This is a genomic window from Nonlabens ulvanivorans (genome assembly GCF_000732625.1).
GTDB classification, from domain to species: Bacteria; Bacteroidota; Bacteroidia; order Flavobacteriales; family Flavobacteriaceae; genus Nonlabens; species Nonlabens ulvanivorans.
Map to the genome: position 1 here is coordinate 997,565 of NZ_JPJI01000032.1, position 15,512 is coordinate 1,013,076.

15 protein-coding genes are annotated in these 15,512 nt (G+C 35.0%); 11 read left to right on the top strand and 4 right to left on the bottom strand.

From position 1 onward, the window contains the following. Positions 1-53: 53 nt before the first annotated feature. Positions 54-1,082, top strand: coding sequence for an App1 family protein (locus tag IL45_RS11585; RefSeq protein WP_036584092.1), 1,029 nt, complete (start codon positions 54-56; stop codon positions 1,080-1,082). 26 nt (positions 1,083-1,108) lie between these two features. Here the strand turns inward: IL45_RS11585 and IL45_RS11590 are convergent, their stop codons facing one another. Genes IL45_RS11590 through IL45_RS11605 form a run of 4 tightly spaced genes read right to left on the bottom strand, consistent with a single transcriptional unit; the run spans position 1,109 to position 4,762 of the window. Continuing rightward, positions 1,109-1,726, bottom strand: a complete 618-nt coding sequence (locus IL45_RS11590; protein WP_006796088.1) for a deoxynucleoside kinase — start codon at positions 1,724-1,726, stop codon at positions 1,109-1,111. Position 1,727: 1 nt separating this feature from the next. After that, a complete protein-coding gene (locus IL45_RS11595; RefSeq protein WP_036584094.1) occupies positions 1,728-2,519 on the bottom strand; it encodes a hypothetical protein in 792 nt (263 codons plus the stop codon). Positions 2,520-2,577: 58 nt separating this feature from the next. Beyond that, positions 2,578-3,267, bottom strand: coding sequence for a response regulator transcription factor (locus tag IL45_RS11600; protein WP_036584096.1), 690 nt, complete (start codon positions 3,265-3,267; stop codon positions 2,578-2,580). Beyond that, positions 3,260-4,762: a sensor histidine kinase gene (locus tag IL45_RS11605; RefSeq protein ID WP_036584098.1), complete on the bottom strand. Its 1,503-nt coding sequence runs from the start codon at positions 4,760-4,762 to the stop codon at positions 3,260-3,262. The genes IL45_RS11600 and IL45_RS11605 overlap by 8 nt, the downstream gene beginning before the upstream one ends. A 116-nt stretch (positions 4,763-4,878) precedes the next feature. Between IL45_RS11605 and IL45_RS11610 the strand changes: the two genes are divergently transcribed. The 10 genes from IL45_RS11610 (at position 4,879) to IL45_RS11655 (ending at position 15,485) form a co-directional block, all read left to right on the top strand. Beyond that, positions 4,879-5,751: a GLPGLI family protein gene (locus IL45_RS11610; RefSeq protein WP_051788720.1), complete on the top strand. Its 873-nt coding sequence runs from the start codon at positions 4,879-4,881 to the stop codon at positions 5,749-5,751. An 82-nt stretch (positions 5,752-5,833) separates the two neighbouring features. Next, positions 5,834-6,712: a GLPGLI family protein gene (locus tag IL45_RS11615; RefSeq protein WP_036584105.1), complete on the top strand. Its 879-nt coding sequence runs from the start codon at positions 5,834-5,836 to the stop codon at positions 6,710-6,712. 96 nt (positions 6,713-6,808) lie between these two features. After that, positions 6,809-9,514: a TonB-dependent receptor gene (locus IL45_RS11620; protein ID WP_036584108.1), complete on the top strand. Its 2,706-nt coding sequence runs from the start codon at positions 6,809-6,811 to the stop codon at positions 9,512-9,514. Between the two features lie 86 nt (positions 9,515-9,600). After that, positions 9,601-10,734 (top strand): radical SAM family heme chaperone HemW, encoded by a 1,134-nt coding sequence (hemW, locus tag IL45_RS11625; RefSeq protein ID WP_036584111.1) that lies wholly within the window; start codon positions 9,601-9,603, stop codon positions 10,732-10,734. Between the two features lie 10 nt (positions 10,735-10,744). Beyond that, on the top strand, positions 10,745-11,566 hold the full coding sequence (locus IL45_RS11630; RefSeq protein WP_036584113.1) for a DUF6624 domain-containing protein: 822 nt from the start codon (positions 10,745-10,747) through the stop codon (positions 11,564-11,566). Between the two features lies 1 nt (position 11,567). Beyond that, complete coding sequence (locus IL45_RS11635) at positions 11,568-12,368, top strand: cyclase family protein (RefSeq protein WP_235183345.1); 801 nt, start codon at positions 11,568-11,570, stop codon at positions 12,366-12,368. Further along, positions 12,365-12,709, top strand: a complete 345-nt coding sequence (locus IL45_RS11640; RefSeq protein WP_036584117.1) for a DUF4260 domain-containing protein — start codon at positions 12,365-12,367, stop codon at positions 12,707-12,709. Before IL45_RS11635 ends, IL45_RS11640 begins: the two co-directional genes overlap by 4 nt. Positions 12,710-12,717: 8 nt before the next feature. Then, a complete protein-coding gene (locus tag IL45_RS11645; protein ID WP_036584119.1) occupies positions 12,718-13,338 on the top strand; it encodes a DUF4230 domain-containing protein in 621 nt (206 codons plus the stop codon). Continuing rightward, complete coding sequence (locus tag IL45_RS11650; protein WP_036584121.1) at positions 13,338-13,706, top strand: MmcQ/YjbR family DNA-binding protein; 369 nt, start codon at positions 13,338-13,340, stop codon at positions 13,704-13,706. Before IL45_RS11645 ends, IL45_RS11650 begins: the two co-directional genes overlap by 1 nt. Further along, complete coding sequence (locus IL45_RS11655) at positions 13,707-15,485, top strand: MutS-related protein (RefSeq protein WP_036584124.1); 1,779 nt, start codon at positions 13,707-13,709, stop codon at positions 15,483-15,485. It abuts the gene before it with no gap. The last annotated feature ends 27 nt before the right edge of the window (positions 15,486-15,512 follow it).

Genomic DNA, 15,512 nt, shown 5'->3' on the forward strand with positions numbered 1-15,512 from the left:
CATTGCTAGAATGGGACTTTTTATATCAACCATTTATTACTTATTTTCACGTCATGGCACTGTTTAAAAGAGATCCTTGGATTCTAGATATTTACCGCACTTATAGCGGTAAAAACCACCTGTATATACGTGGTCGTGCACTAGAAGATCAACCTCTTAAACATTATGAGCAGCAAACCTTTTACCAGACACTGCGCAACACCTGGCGTACATTTAAGACTGATGAGATACGTAATGCATCAGTAGGATTAACGCTGCCTAACGGCACACAGTTTGAGACCAAGGCTGATCATGAAGGTTATTTTTTGTTTGATATTACAGTAGACATAGATCTGGAAGATCTATCTGATGATGAAGGCTACTTAAGTCTGGCTGTAAAGTTTGATGAGGATAATGCCGCTTTCGCGAAAGCAAAAAAGCAAAAACGACTTGCCAAGAATAGTTTCAATGGTGAAACATTAATACCGCCGCAAAGTGCTGTTTATGGAGTGATAAGCGATATAGACGACACCATTATGCATACTGGCGTTACTAGTTTTTTAAAAATACGTGTTGCATTCAATACCTTTTTTAAAAACTATGATCGTAGGTTACCATTAAAAGGCGCTGCAAGTTTATATCAATTGTTACATCGAGGACCATCCGGTAACGATCAGAACCCGATGTTTTATTTAAGCAATAGTCCGTGGAATTTATATAAGTACCTCGAGAAGTTCTTAGATTTTCATGGTTTTCCTAAAGGACCTATTCTTCTCAGAGATTTTCCCACACCTTGGGATAGAACGCCTAAATTAAAAAGGCCTCATAAAGTACATGAGTTGCTCAATATTTTAAAGCACTATCCAGACATGAATTTCATTCTCATAGGCGATAGTGGCGAGCATGATGTTGATTATTATAAAGATGTTGCACAGCAATATCCTGACCGTATCATGGCCATCTATTTAAGATCTGTCAATCATGATAAGAAAATGGCTCGAGTAAAATCCATTGCAGACTCTTTTACCATATGTCCAATGCTACTCGTTCAAGAATCTAAAGAGGCCGTAATTCACGCCCGTGAAATGGGATGGATTATCTAAATGAATCGTCTGCTAATCGATAGATGCTAAGCAAAAAGCCCAGTAAGTTCTGCGTCAATTTTATTGATGATATCACCTAAATCTTCAGGATTATTTACAAAATCAATATTGTCTACATCTATGATTAAAAGGTTTCCTTTATCATAGCCGTGGATCCAAGCTTCATAACGCTCATTAAGACGACTTAAATAATCAATCGAGATGGTGTTTTCATAATCACGACCACGCTTGTGAATCTGGCTTACTAGATTAGGGATAGAGCTGCGTAAATAGATTAATAAATCTGGAGCGGCAACTAGTTTCTCCATTAAATCAAATAGTGATGAGTAGTTGTCAAAATCACGTTGAGATAATAGACCCATCGCATGCAAATTAGGCGCAAATATGCTTGCGTCTTCATAAATCGTACGATCTTGAATGATTTTCTGACCGCTCTCACGTATTTCTAATACCTGACGGAAACGACTGTTTAAAAAATACACTTGCAAGTTAAATGACCATCGCTCCATGTCTGTATAGAAGTCTTCTAGATAAGGGTTTTCTAAAACATCCTCAAATTGAGGTGTCCATTTATAATGTTTTGCAAGTAGTTTAGTAAGAGTAGTTTTTCCAGCTCCTATATTTCCGGCGACAGCAATGTGCATATTAAGGTTTCTTCAGGTTGATAGTTTGAACGTGCAAGCGTTTCTGGTGGTAAAGATAAAGTTTTCCACCCTTTAGATAAAGCGATTCTGGCGAGTATTCTTGAGAAAAAGATGTGGTGATTTCGCTTTCGCGAAAGCGAAATTCTTTATCGAATTGATACCATTTCCAACCGCTATCTGTTTGAAAGCCCAGTTGCTCAAAGTCAAAGGCCACAGGCAGTTTTAATTCTTCAATTATACGACTGGTTTCACTCGCATATGTATTGTATGTTATGATGCCTTTTTCAGTGATTAGATGACAGAAATTATAGTCACTTTGCATCTCTATAACGGGTTCTTTTACAGGTGTTGTACTATTCACTAATTTATGATTTGTATAATCATAGAGTTCTAACCTGGATAAGTCTAGATTATATAACCACAAACGTCGCTCGCCAGCTAGTCGTACATGTTCTATAAATCGTTGAGGTTTAAGAGTATTAAAGTTGAGTCGTTGTTGCTCATTTAAACGATTATCTAAAAAAACTAGAGTTTGTGTATCTCTATAGAATACTAATATCTTTAATGGATTAATGATGTCTACACTGGTAATATCACCTAGTTGTATGTCAAAAAACTCTAATCGCTTAGATTCTGATTTTTTATATAGAACGTTATCGGTACTGTAATATATACTCTCAAAATCATCCACACCATAAAAGGAATCGCATGATAGCGATATGCTATTATCAGTAGAGATTTGTGCAATTAAATTATACGAGCTTATTAAGAAGAGCAGAAGCGTCCATTTCATTATTGTAAAATACAAACAATTATTCAATTGATGTCTTGATGCTTAAAAAAGTCTGTGTTTATGGAGCGATAAGTTTATAACCATAACCACGCACATTTACGATCTCTATTTGTGAGTCTTGCGCTAGTTTTTTACGCAATTTTGAAATAAACACATCCATACTACGGCCAGAGAAAAAGTCATCGTTGCCCCATAGTTTTTTAAGAATAAAAGTGCGATCTAAAACGGTATTTTTCTTTTCTAAAAGGTGATATAATAAATGCGCTTCTCGATGTGTTAATTTAATAGGTTCATGAGATCGATACGCTAATCGTTGTTGTGGGAAGTTAAAGGTATAATCACCTACCTGATAATTAGCTGCAGTTTGCTGGGTCTGTTGTCGAGATAGTAAATTATTGATGCGCACGATAAGCTCTTCCATAGAAAAAGGCTTTTTAAGGTAATCATTACCACCTACATGAAAGCCTTCTAAAACATCTTCTGTCTGCGATTTTGCTGTTAAAAAGATGATAGGCATTTCTTCATTCACCTGTCTTATTTTTTTTGCTAATGAGAAACCATCTAATTCGGGCATCATCACATCGAGTACCGCGATTTGTGGATGGTGACTCTCAAAAGACTCATAAGCCTGCACGCCATTCATAGAATGGGTAACGTTAAAGCCTCTGGTTTCTAGACTTTCCTTAATGATCATACCTAGTGCTGGCTCGTCCTCGGCTAGTAATATATGTGTCTTTTCTTTATTCATGAGGTAAGACTATTTTAAATTGAGTGCTAGGTTTAGTGGTTACAGTTATAGAACCACCATGTTTTTCTATAATAGATTTTGTGTAGTACAATCCTATCCCAAATCCTTTTACATCATGCACGTTTCCTTTAGGAACTCTATAAAATTGATTGAAAATTTGCTTGGATTCTTTGGCAGTTAATCCAGTTCCAGAATCAGTTACGAGAAGTTCGTACTGTTGTGCAGATTTATAAAGTTCTAATTGAATATTTGTGCCACCGTATTTAATAGCGTTATCTATAAGATTATTAAAAGCATTTTCTAAATGAAATCCATCACCTGCAAAATTTGAATCACTCGTATGATTTATGAATTTAATAGATTTAGAGGTCTGTGATTTAAACTTTGAAACCAAAACATCAATCATATCAGCGATGACTAGTTCTCCTTTTTGCAAGGCTAGTTCTTTACCATCTAGACTTGCGGTTTCCAATAGTTTTTCTACCATATTATTAAGCTTGTCCAGTTGCTCGCGACCCATATTGAGATAGCGGTCAGTTTTCTCTATATCACCTGTATTTGTGAAGTTTTGCACGCCTTCTAGAGCAGCACTGGTTGTTGCAATAGGCGTTTTAAATTCATGGGTGATATTTGAGATGAGGTCATTTTTCATCGCATTTAAGTTCTTTTGTCTCTTAATGATGTTTAAGAGGTAGAACAGACATAAAATAATGCTGGCAATTAATAAAGTAGATAGCAATATGCCAGTAAGATTACGTTTTAAAACGTTAGTATTTAAACCGCTGTAGATCAATTCTAGTTTGTTTTCGTCATCGATGAGTTCTGATAAACTAGTGATAGCATCACCAGGTAATGAATGAGTTGTAGTCTGGTAGGTAGAATCTAGTGTTTTATAGACTAGCTGGTGATTAATAGAAATATTTTTTGCCTCAAGTTGATTTTTAAAAAGGCTATCCACTTTTTCAACTCTTAATTTATTAGATTTTATAGAAAATACGATACGATTAGTAAGTTCTTCTATCTCTGTCTCAGACTCATCGTCAGTAAATCGAATATTTGATATTTTTACAGATGTAGAATCACTTCCTTTTTTATCTGTAATATGGATATCTGGTAAATCATTATTTGCTTTTACTTTAAATCTAGGTAAGGTATCTGCATGTACGCCTTTTAAAATTGTAATTCCTTTAATATTAACGCTATCTGGAAATCTTAATTCATCATTTTCATCAAGGTCTTCAAAATCCAATTGCTCAAATACGTCTGTAATGCCAAATTCATTTTCACCATTATTTATAAAGCTTATGGTGTTATTCTTTGCGCGTAGAGTAAAATAATCCTCTACACTTTGGTCAAGTGTAGTTTGTAAGTCAATTTTTAACTGGCGTTCACTTTCTTTATAATTTTTATAATTCCAGTACACCTGTATAGCTAGTGTTATCGCAATTACAGCACTAATTAAGTAAAGTAAATATCTATAAGATCTCTCATTCATAATATCAAAGGTGCAATAATAAAGGCTTGTAAAAAAACCAGTTAACACTCGTTAACGTTGGTTAACGCTGTATTTGAGTTAATTGCTACATCTTTGAGTCATCAAAACACAACATTATGAAAACTATACAAATTACTCTGATCAGTTTTTTTATTCTCGCTTTCGCGAAAGCGTATACCGCACAGGCGCAGCAAGAATTTAAAGCAAAAGCAACCTACATCGCTTTTACAAAGTTTGATCTACCAGAGGATTCAACAATGACTAAAAAAGCCGAAAGTGATCCAATTGTAAAAGCCATGATGGAACAGTTAAAAAAAGGTAGTAAACAGGAATATACGCTTGAATTTACAAGAACAGAATCATCATATGATAAAGTAAAACAACTTGCTACACCTAGTAAACCTACTAATGGGATTTCTATTTCCTTTTCTGCCAGTGGTGGAGTAGGTAGCACTATTTATAAAAACATTGAAGAAAATAGTTATATCAAACAAGGTAACATCATGGGGAAAGATTTTGTCATAATAGATGAATTGCCAACTTATGAATGGAAACTTTTGAGCGAAACAAAAAAGATAGGTCAGTATACCTGTTTTAAAGCTATTTATGTGCCGATTGAAGAAGAAGTTGAAGAGGAAATAGAGGATGATACCGATGATGAAGTTAATGCTAGCATTACTTCTATGGTTGTCGAGGCAGATCCAACTATTACTGCATGGTACACGCCAGACATACCAGTAAGCAATGGTCCAGGAGAATATCATGGCCTGCCTGGTCTTATTGTCGAGGTACAGCAACAGGAAACCACCATATTATTAAAAGAGATTGTTCTAAATCCTGATGAAAAACTAGATCTAAAAAAGCCGAGAAGTGGTAAAAAAATCAATCAAGAGGACTTTGACTCATTACAAAAAAAGAAATCTGATGAGATGATGAAAAATAGAGGTTCTGGAAATGGTAGTTTCAGAGTAATATCTATTGGAGGATAATTAAACCTTTATACTTTTTGATAGTCTTAACTTTTAAAAGAAAGCGTCTGGCTAATTTTAACCAGATTATATTGACAAGACTATGAAAAAAATATTACTTCTTATTGCATTAGTACTAGGTGCTACAACAATTAACGCTCAGGAAATGTATGGTGAGGCGACCTACATGTCTAAAGTTAAAATGGACAATAGCTGGATGGAAGGAGATCGCGAGATGACTCCAGAACGTCGCAAGCGTATTGAAGAAAACATGAAGAAAATGACTGAAAAGACATTTGTCCTCAAATTTAATCGTACAGAGTCTACTTATAAAGAAGAGGTAGCTCTTGAAGCGCCTGGTCAAGGTAGAGGTTGGGGCGGCATGATGGGAACGATGATGGCTGGTGAAAAGTATAAAAATATCAATGAAGGTATGTATACAGAACAGCGCGATATGATGGGTAAAACTTTTCTAATTCAAGATTCTTTACCACAATTAGAATGGAAAATAACCGGAGAGTCTAGAAAAATAGGGAACTATACTGCAATGAAAGCTACAGCGACCATGCCTAGCGGAGAATTTGACTGGGCTAATTTCAGAAGAAGACGTGGCGGTAATGCTGAAGAAGAGGCTGCTCAAAAGAAAAAGGACAGTATTGCACAGGCAACTGGTGACTTAACTGAAATGTTTGAAAAGCCAGATGAAATAGTGGTTACGGCATGGTTTACACCAGAAATACCAGTGCAACATGGTCCAGATGTTTATGGTGGCTTACCTGGTTTAATTCTAGAGGTTAATGCTGGTAATACTACCTTGTTATGTTCTCAAATCACGATTAATCCAGAAGAACGTGAAGAGATCAAGCCTGCAAAGAAAGGTGATGTGGTAACGCAAGAAGAATATGACGCTACACTCAAGCAAAAAATGGAAGAGATGAGACAACGATGGAGCGGTGGTCGCGGTCGTGGTCGCGGTCGTTAGTAAAATTCTCTTTTTTAAAATATGTATGAGATGCGAGATTAACCTTCTCGCATTTCTTTAACCAAAAAACAGAATGCCATTGAGCATTGAATTCATATGAAAAAAAATATACTCTTACTGTGTGTAGCATTGCTTTGTTTAAGCACTTCAATCGCACAAAATTATAAAATCACCGGTACTGTTGTTGATAGCCTAGGTGTCCCATTACAAATGGCAAATGTAATAGCTTATCAACAAGACAAAAATCTTGGCGCTTTCGGTATTACAAATCAAGAAGGTAAATATAAATTAGAAGGTCTTAAGCAAGATAGTACCTATACAATTAAAGTATCTTTTCTAGGTCTAAAACAAATTGAGGAAAAGGTAGAAAAGTTACAAGGTGATCTTGTGAAAAACTTTATGATGATGGCTGGTGCAGATGAGTTGGATGCTATTAATCTTACCTATCAAATGCCCGTTTCTATTAAAGGAGATACAATCGTGTATGACGCAGACAGTTTTACAAATGGTACTGAGGATAAACTAGGCGATGTTCTTCAAAAGCTACCAGGTGTTGAAGTAAACGATGACGGAGATATTACTGTAGAAGGTCAGGTTGTTGAAAAAGTCCAAGTTGAAGGGAAAGATTTTTTTGAAGGTGACTCTAGACTAGCTACAAAGAATATTCCAGCAGATGCAGTAAGTAAAGTTCAAGTACTTAAAAATTATAATAACCAGTCACAGTTGAAAGGACTAGGGAACGATCAAGATCGATACGTGATTAATATTAAACTGAAAGAGGGAAAGAAGAAATTCTGGTTTGGAGAAGCTACAGTAGGAGCAGGATATGGTGGACAGGCTGAGCGTTATCTTATACAGCCCAAAGCTTTTTATTACAGTGAAGATTTCTCTGTAAATATCCTGACAGATTTTAATAATTTAGGTACACCTGCTTTTACGGGTAGAGATTATTTTAGATTCATAGGTTTTAATCGTCGCGATACAAGACAAAACAATGCGTCAATAAATGTAAACGCTGCTAGTACTTTTAACGCTTTTGCAACTAATAGAGCGCTCTCTATAGATAGTAAGTTTCTTGCAGGTAATGCGTCCTGGAAAGTAAGTGATAAGTTAGATATGAGCGCATTTGCTATTCTTTCTAGTACAGATACGAGAACAAAGGTTTTAAATAGTAATACTTTTATTGATAGTGGATTAGTAGAGGAAACTGATGATAGAGCTTTAGAACGCAATCAGGTAGGTTTATTTAAATTAGGTGCAAACTATAATCCTAATTCTGATTTATCCATTAATTATGATGGTCGTTTTAATATTTCTGATCAAAGTCAAGTCACAGATTTTACGTCTAGTCGATCCGGAGATATAGAGGATATTGATCAATTAAACAGCCAAAAGCCTATTTCGTTTAACCAGTCCTTAAATGCATATTACACAGCAGGAGAACGACACATATTTGCTTTTGAATCTCAATATTTAAACCAAGAAGAAGACCCATTTTATAATGCTATACGTAATATAAGAGATGAACAAGATCCAGAACCTTTTAATGGTGCACTAGGGTTAGAGTCCGCAGATCCTTATAATATCAATCAAGAGCGCTTTGTGAACACAAACAAAATCGATGCAAAATTAGATTACTTCTATGTTTTAAATAAAACTAGTAATATCAATTTTACTTTAGGATCTACAGTTTCTCAACAAAACTTCAGTTCTGATATTTTTCAAATTACAGATTCTGATGAAAGAAACGAGTTGCAAGACCCTTCATTACGTAATGATAATGTGCAATACAATTTTACTGATTTATTTGCAGCCGTACATTATAAATTTATCACTGGAAAATTCACATTTACACCAGGTGTAACAGCGCATAGCTTCAGAACACTAGATTTCCAAAATGATATAGAGAATGTTATTGAATCACAACGTTTAGTTCCCGATCTTGAAGTTCGTTATGACATTAAGAGTTCTCAATCTTTGAGATTATCTTATGATCAAACAGTAACATTTACAGATATTGATAACTATGCAGAAGGTATCATATTTACAAACTATAACAGTTTGCGTAGTGGTAATAATCAATTAGAAGGATCATTAAATGATCGCGTATCGTTAAGATATAACAACTTCAACATGTTTAATTACACAACAATATTTGGAAATATTACTTACACCAAGCAACGTGATGCTATACAGTCGCAAACACAGTTGGATGGTATTAACCAGATAAGTGCTCCTATAAACTTTGGATTGCCTAATGAATCTTTAAACGGTAGTTTATCTTATGGTAAGGAGATAAGAAAAATCCAATTTGGAGTTTCAGCTAGTGGTAGCTGGTCCAGTCGTAATAATATTATAAACAATGTTGAGCAAGAATCGATTAACATTAATCAAACTTATGGAGCGACTGCTAGGTCTAATTTCCAAAAGGGAATTAACTTTGATTTAGGTTATAGACTTAACTTTAATGATAGTGATAATGGTGGATTTGAGAATAACTCAACTACTAATGTATATAGTGCTGGTATCGATTGGCAACTAGGTAAAAGATGGTTGTTGAGAGGTAGTTATGATTTAAATGATTTCTCATCAGATAATGGTCAAGAAAACACATTTGAATTTTTAGATGCGTCCATACGTTACCAAAAACCTTCTTCTAGATGGCAATATTCATTGATTGCAACTAACCTGCTTAATGCTGAGGTGAATGTTAATAACAACTTTGGTCAGATAGCCACGTCTACTACACAAACATTTGTATTACCACGTTACGTTTATTTCCAGATGCGATTTGATTTGTAATATTAGAATGATTTCATTTAAAAAAGCAGCTCATATCGAGCTGCTTTTTTTATGTCTTTATATTAATTGAACTTACCTTTACAAACATGAGCGGCATTTATATCCACATTCCATTTTGTAAGCAAGCCTGTCATTACTGCGATTTTCACTTCAGTACAAATATGAAGTATAAAGAAGATATGGTTGCTGCGCTATGTGAAGAAATTCGCTTACGCAAAAACGAGTATATTAAAACCACTGTAGAGACCATATACTTCGGTGGTGGAACGCCTAGTGTGCTTGAGCTATCTCAAATCAATCAAATCATTGATGCTGTTGATCAGCATTATCAAGTTGCTGAAAACCCAGAAATTACTCTAGAGGCAAATCCAGACGATCTTACCACAGAGAAATTAGCACAACTTAATGACTCACCAGTAAACCGTTTGAGTATAGGAATTCAATCATTTTTTGAAGAAGATTTAAAGTTGATGAATCGGGCTCACAATGCTCAAGAAGCACTAGCTTGTATCGTTCAAGCACAAACTTATTTTGACAATATTTCTATAGACTTGATTTATGGAATTCCTGATATGACTGCAGACCGCTGGAGAGAAAATATCTATAAAGCCATAGAATTAAAAATACCACATATATCCAGTTATGCTTTAACCGTAGAAGATAATACGGCTCTTAAATCATTTATAGAAAAAGGACTTATTCCTAAAGTAGATGATGAACTCGCCCAAGAGCATTTCCATATACTTCTTGATGCGATGCAACTGCACGGTTATAGCAATTATGAGTTTTCAAACTTTGGTAAAGAAGGCTATTTCTCAAAAAATAATACCGCATACTGGACCGGTAAAAGTTATATAGGTATAGGACCTAGTGCACACAGTTTTGATGGGAAAAGACGCGGCTGGAATATTAATAATAATGTAAAGTATCTTAAATCTATTCAAGCTAGTGAATTACCTATCGAGATAGAAGAACTGACAATAGTAGATCGTTATAATGAATATGTCATGACTGGTTTGCGCACAATTTATGGGATTTCTTTAAATAAAATAGAACAGGAATATGGCGTTAATTTTAAAGATTATTTACTAATTCAAGCTTCTGAATATTTAAAAGACCATTTACTATATTTAGATGGCGATACATTAATGGTGACTCGCAAAGGGAAATTTCTAAGTGATGGTATCGCTAGTGATTTATTCATGCTCAATTTGAATTAAAACATAAACTATGAAATATAATCAACTCGTTATATTATTATTTATATCTATAAGTATGATAAGCTGTGAGCAAGACCCTAAGCTTACGGCAATTACTTATGATCAAATGATGGAAATGGTCGAGAAGAACCAAATTACTATTCCTAATGATGTGATTTATTATAGTCTCGATGGAAAAGAATTATCTAAGGAACAAAGAAAATCACTCTCAAATGATTTACCATTTGCAGACTGGATGATTGATTCTGATAGTGTTCTAGTTAAAGTACAATTACAGGATTCTGATAAAGTCCGTATCGCACAAAAATCTACTCCATTATTAAGAAATGGTGCAAGAGATATCAACTGTGATAATTTAGGTGGACTACTACAAAATATTTATTTAAGAGATCAAGACTCTCGTGCAGACAACCTTAACGTAGCCTCAATTGATGAGGCTAATCTAACCGCGGTAGAGCAAATCCTGGGTAAATGTGGCATGCCAGCTCCAGAAAGTGTCGGTAAGTTAGGCTATTCCGCTATATGGCTAGTCATACAACACGCCAGTGCAGATAAACGTAAGAAATATTTTCCTATGATTAAAAAAGGACTGGAAGATGGGCTTTTTGAAAAACAAGATGTCGCCCTTATGGAAGATCGTATGCTCATGGATGATGGACAACCACAATTATATGGCTCGCAAGTAATGATGAATACAGACGGTACTTATGAATTATATGAGCTGCAAGATCCAGAAAACGTAGATGCACGTCGCAAAGAAATGGGTATGGGAACTCTAGCTGGATATCTTAGTTTTTTCAATATCGATTTCAACGTTCCGCAAAAAGAATAACATGAGATATCAACTGATTCTATTTTTATTCCTACTTAACTCTTGCCATACAAAGACGACTACTATGCAAACCACTATACAGTTAGAACACGAAAAAGTCACCATAGATTTATCACAACCTATAGACATCAGTCTAGCGGTACAAGATAATGCTGGTGTAGGTGCATGGTATATCGATCAACCAGATATTACCCATGTTGAGGTCGATGGTTATGTGGGCAAGGTATCATTAGGTGGCTCGACAAATTTTAATAATGTTCATTTTAATCCTCATAGCCATGGTACACATACCGAGTGTATAGGTCATATTACAGAGGAATTTCATAGTGTCAATGACGCACTAGTAAGAACGTTTTTTAAAGCACAAATCTTTTCTATAGAGCCAGATAAGCAAGGAGAAGATCAAGTCATCACTCCTCAACATTTTCAAGACTTAAAATCTGGAGTAGAAGCTGTCATCATCCGTACGTTGCCTAATGGAGAGCAAAAGAACTCAAAGAACTATTCTAATACAAATCCACCTTATATCCTTGAGGAGACTATGATACGCTTTCGCGAAAGCGGAATCAAGCACATCCTTATAGACCTACCTAGCGTAGATAAAGAGAAAGATGATGGTGCGTTGCTGGCGCACAAAGCATTTTGGGATTTTAATGGTGACCAAAGATTAGATGCTACAATCACGGAATTAATATATGTACCAGACACTGTAAAGGACGGGTTTTATATGATGGATTTACAAGTAGCTCCATTAGAAAATGATGCTGCGCCATCTCGTCCGATATTGTATTCTATTCTATGAAATGGTTATTAAAGTTAGAAGGCTTAGCTGTTTTAATGGTAGGCCTTTATGGTTTTTACTACACTGACTATAGCTGGTGGATTTTTGCAGCATTATTGCTTACGCCAGATATAGGTGCTTTGGGATACTTAATTAATAATCGATTAGGAGCAATGACATACAATATTTTTCATCATTTACTTGTCGCTATTGCAGTTCTAGCGATAGGGAAGTTTTTGAAAAATGATATTACTTTTATGTATGGATGGATTATGATAGCACATATAGGTATGGATAGAATATTTGGATATGGACTCAAATATCCTGATGCTTTTAAAAGCACTCATCTCGATAAATTGTAAATTTGAATATGGAATTACTATTTATAGGACTTGCTGTAGGAGCTGTGATAGCTTTTTTTGTGTTTAAGATGCTGATGGGCAAGATGGGCAAAAAAGAAAACACTAGAGAGCAAAGTGTAGTGCTTATGGAAAAAATACGCTCTGTTTGTAAATTCATTACCGTAGAAGGAGATTTTGCAGAAATCTATCATTATGAGAATGTAAAGGAGAAATTAATGAGTCTTTTGTTAGGAAAGAAAAAGGCTATTATTCTTATTAATGCAAAGGCTCACATAGGTTTTGACCTTACTAAAATAGAGATGAATAGTGACCCTAACTCAAAGACGATACGACTCACCAACTTCCCACAACCTCAAGTATTGAGTATTGAAACAGACTTTAATTACTATGATAAAAAAGAAGGTTGGGCAAATTATTTTACAAGTGAGGACCTAACGGAGATATCGCGCAATGCAAAGCAGCATATCATAGATAAAATTCCAGAAAGTGGATTATTAGATCAGGCTAGAAAAGAAGCGTTACAGACCATTCAACTTATGGAAGGACTTGCGGCAACAATAGGATGGAAACTAGATTATAGTACACTTATTCTTAATGAAGTTGAGCCTCAAAAGAAAATTGAATCCTAATGCATATTGATGAGTTGCGTGATTATTGCATGTCTAAAAAAGCGGTAACTGAAGAGTTTCCCTTTGATGAATCTACATTAGTGTTCAAAGTTATGGGCAAAATGTTTTGTCTCACAGGTCTAGATCGATGGGAACGTGGCGAGCCAGCCATTAATTTGAAATGCAATCCGGAAAAAGCAATTGAATTAAGAGAAGAATATGATGGCACTGTCATAGGAGGTTATCATAGTAATAAAAAACACTGGAACACTATTTTTATAGATAAAGCCATGGAAGCTTCAGAGCTTAAAAAATGGATCGATCATAGTTATGAGTTAGTCATAGGAAAATTAACACGAGCTCAAAAAGAAGACCTTAAAAATTTATAATTGAAAGAGACCTTACAATCATTCTATACAGAGCGTATTACTCAATTTAAGAATCATAGAGATTCAATTAAGAATCAACTACGCCTATCTAGTACCATAAGACTATTGTTATTTGTTGCTGGTGCTGCTGGCGTATATTTTTTATGGTCACAATGGCAGGTAGCTGTTGTAATTGCTGTCGCAACTTTTATTTTATTCTTATTTCTAGTATCGAGGCATGAAAATCTTAAAAGAAAGCGAGACTTTCAACAAGCTTTACTAGATCGCAATGAGCTGGAGTTGAAAATGCTAGACCGTAAATACTATGATAGAATAGATGGTTCTCAATTTTTAAAAGATGATCATGAGTTTAGTCGCGACATAGATTTATTAGGTCCAGGTTCATTTTTTCAGTATTTAAATAGAAGTGTTACTAAAGATGGTGTTGCGACACTAGCTGCTCAGTTTTTATCTAATGATTTAACAGGGATTTCTCAAAAACAAGAAGCTATTAAGGAATTGTCTGAGAAGATAGATTTCAGACATAACTATGGGGCAACAGCAACATTGCTTAATAATGAAAAAGACCCTAAAGGGATGCTTACCTGGATTAAAAGCTATGAGGCCTTTGTACCTTCATTATTTTCTTGGTTACCTTGGGTTTGGTTTTCGGTTTCTATCGTATTAGGAGTTGCATATTTTAATGATTGGGTGAATGGCTATATTTTCTCAGCTGCTTTCTTTGGTGGACTGGCTGTAACTGGTAAATACATAAAGCGCATTACCGCTTTCAGTGCAAATATTAGTTCTTTAGAATTATTTTTTCAGCAGTACAGTCAGTTAATTCTCGCTGTAGAAAAAGAAAGTTTTAAAAGTGATTTGCTTATAGGATTAAAATCTAGAATAATGGTAGGTGATACACCAGCCTCTATCAGATTTAAAGAGCTTGCAGCAGCTATAGGACGATTAGATCAACGTAATAATATGTTGTTTGGAGTGCTTGCAAACGGTTTTGGATTATGGGATTTAAAGCAAGTACACACTATTGAAAAGTGGTTGCATGAAAATGCAGACCATATTGCAAATTGGTTAGATACGGTCGCACAAATAGATGCGATGAACTCGCTAGGGAATTTTGCTTACAACCATAAAGATTATGTCTATCCGATCATTGAGACTGGAGACTTTAAAATGCAAGTTAGTAATGCAAGACATCCTTTACTGGATCCTGCAAAAGCAATCGGAAATGATATTCAAATATCAAGCGGTGAATTCTTTATCATTACGGGTGCAAATATGGCTGGTAAAAGTACTTTCTTAAGAACGGTCTCTATGAAGATTGTAATGGCAAATGCTGGACTACCGGTATGTGCACAATCTATGATTTATAGTCCAATTAAACTCATTACCAGTATGAGAACTAGCGATTCTTTAACTGATGATGAGAGTTACTTCTTTAGTGAATTAAAACGTTTAAAATACATCGTCGATAAAATAGAAACCGAACGGTATTTTATCGTCCTAGATGAAATCCTTAAAGGAACAAACAGCCAAGATAAAGCAAATGGGTCTAGAAAACTGATCGAGAAGCTTTCTAGAAAACACGCCACTGGAATTATCGCTACACACGATTTAAGCCTTACTGAAGTTGCAAATGAATACGATAGTATCTCTAACTACTTTTTTGATGCAGACATCACTAACGATGAGCTTACCTTTGACTATACCTTTAAAGACGGAATTGCTACAAATATGAATGCTAGTTTCTTGTTAAGGAAAATGGGTATTGTTGATGACTAAGAAATTGAGTTTTTCAGTCAATAGCTA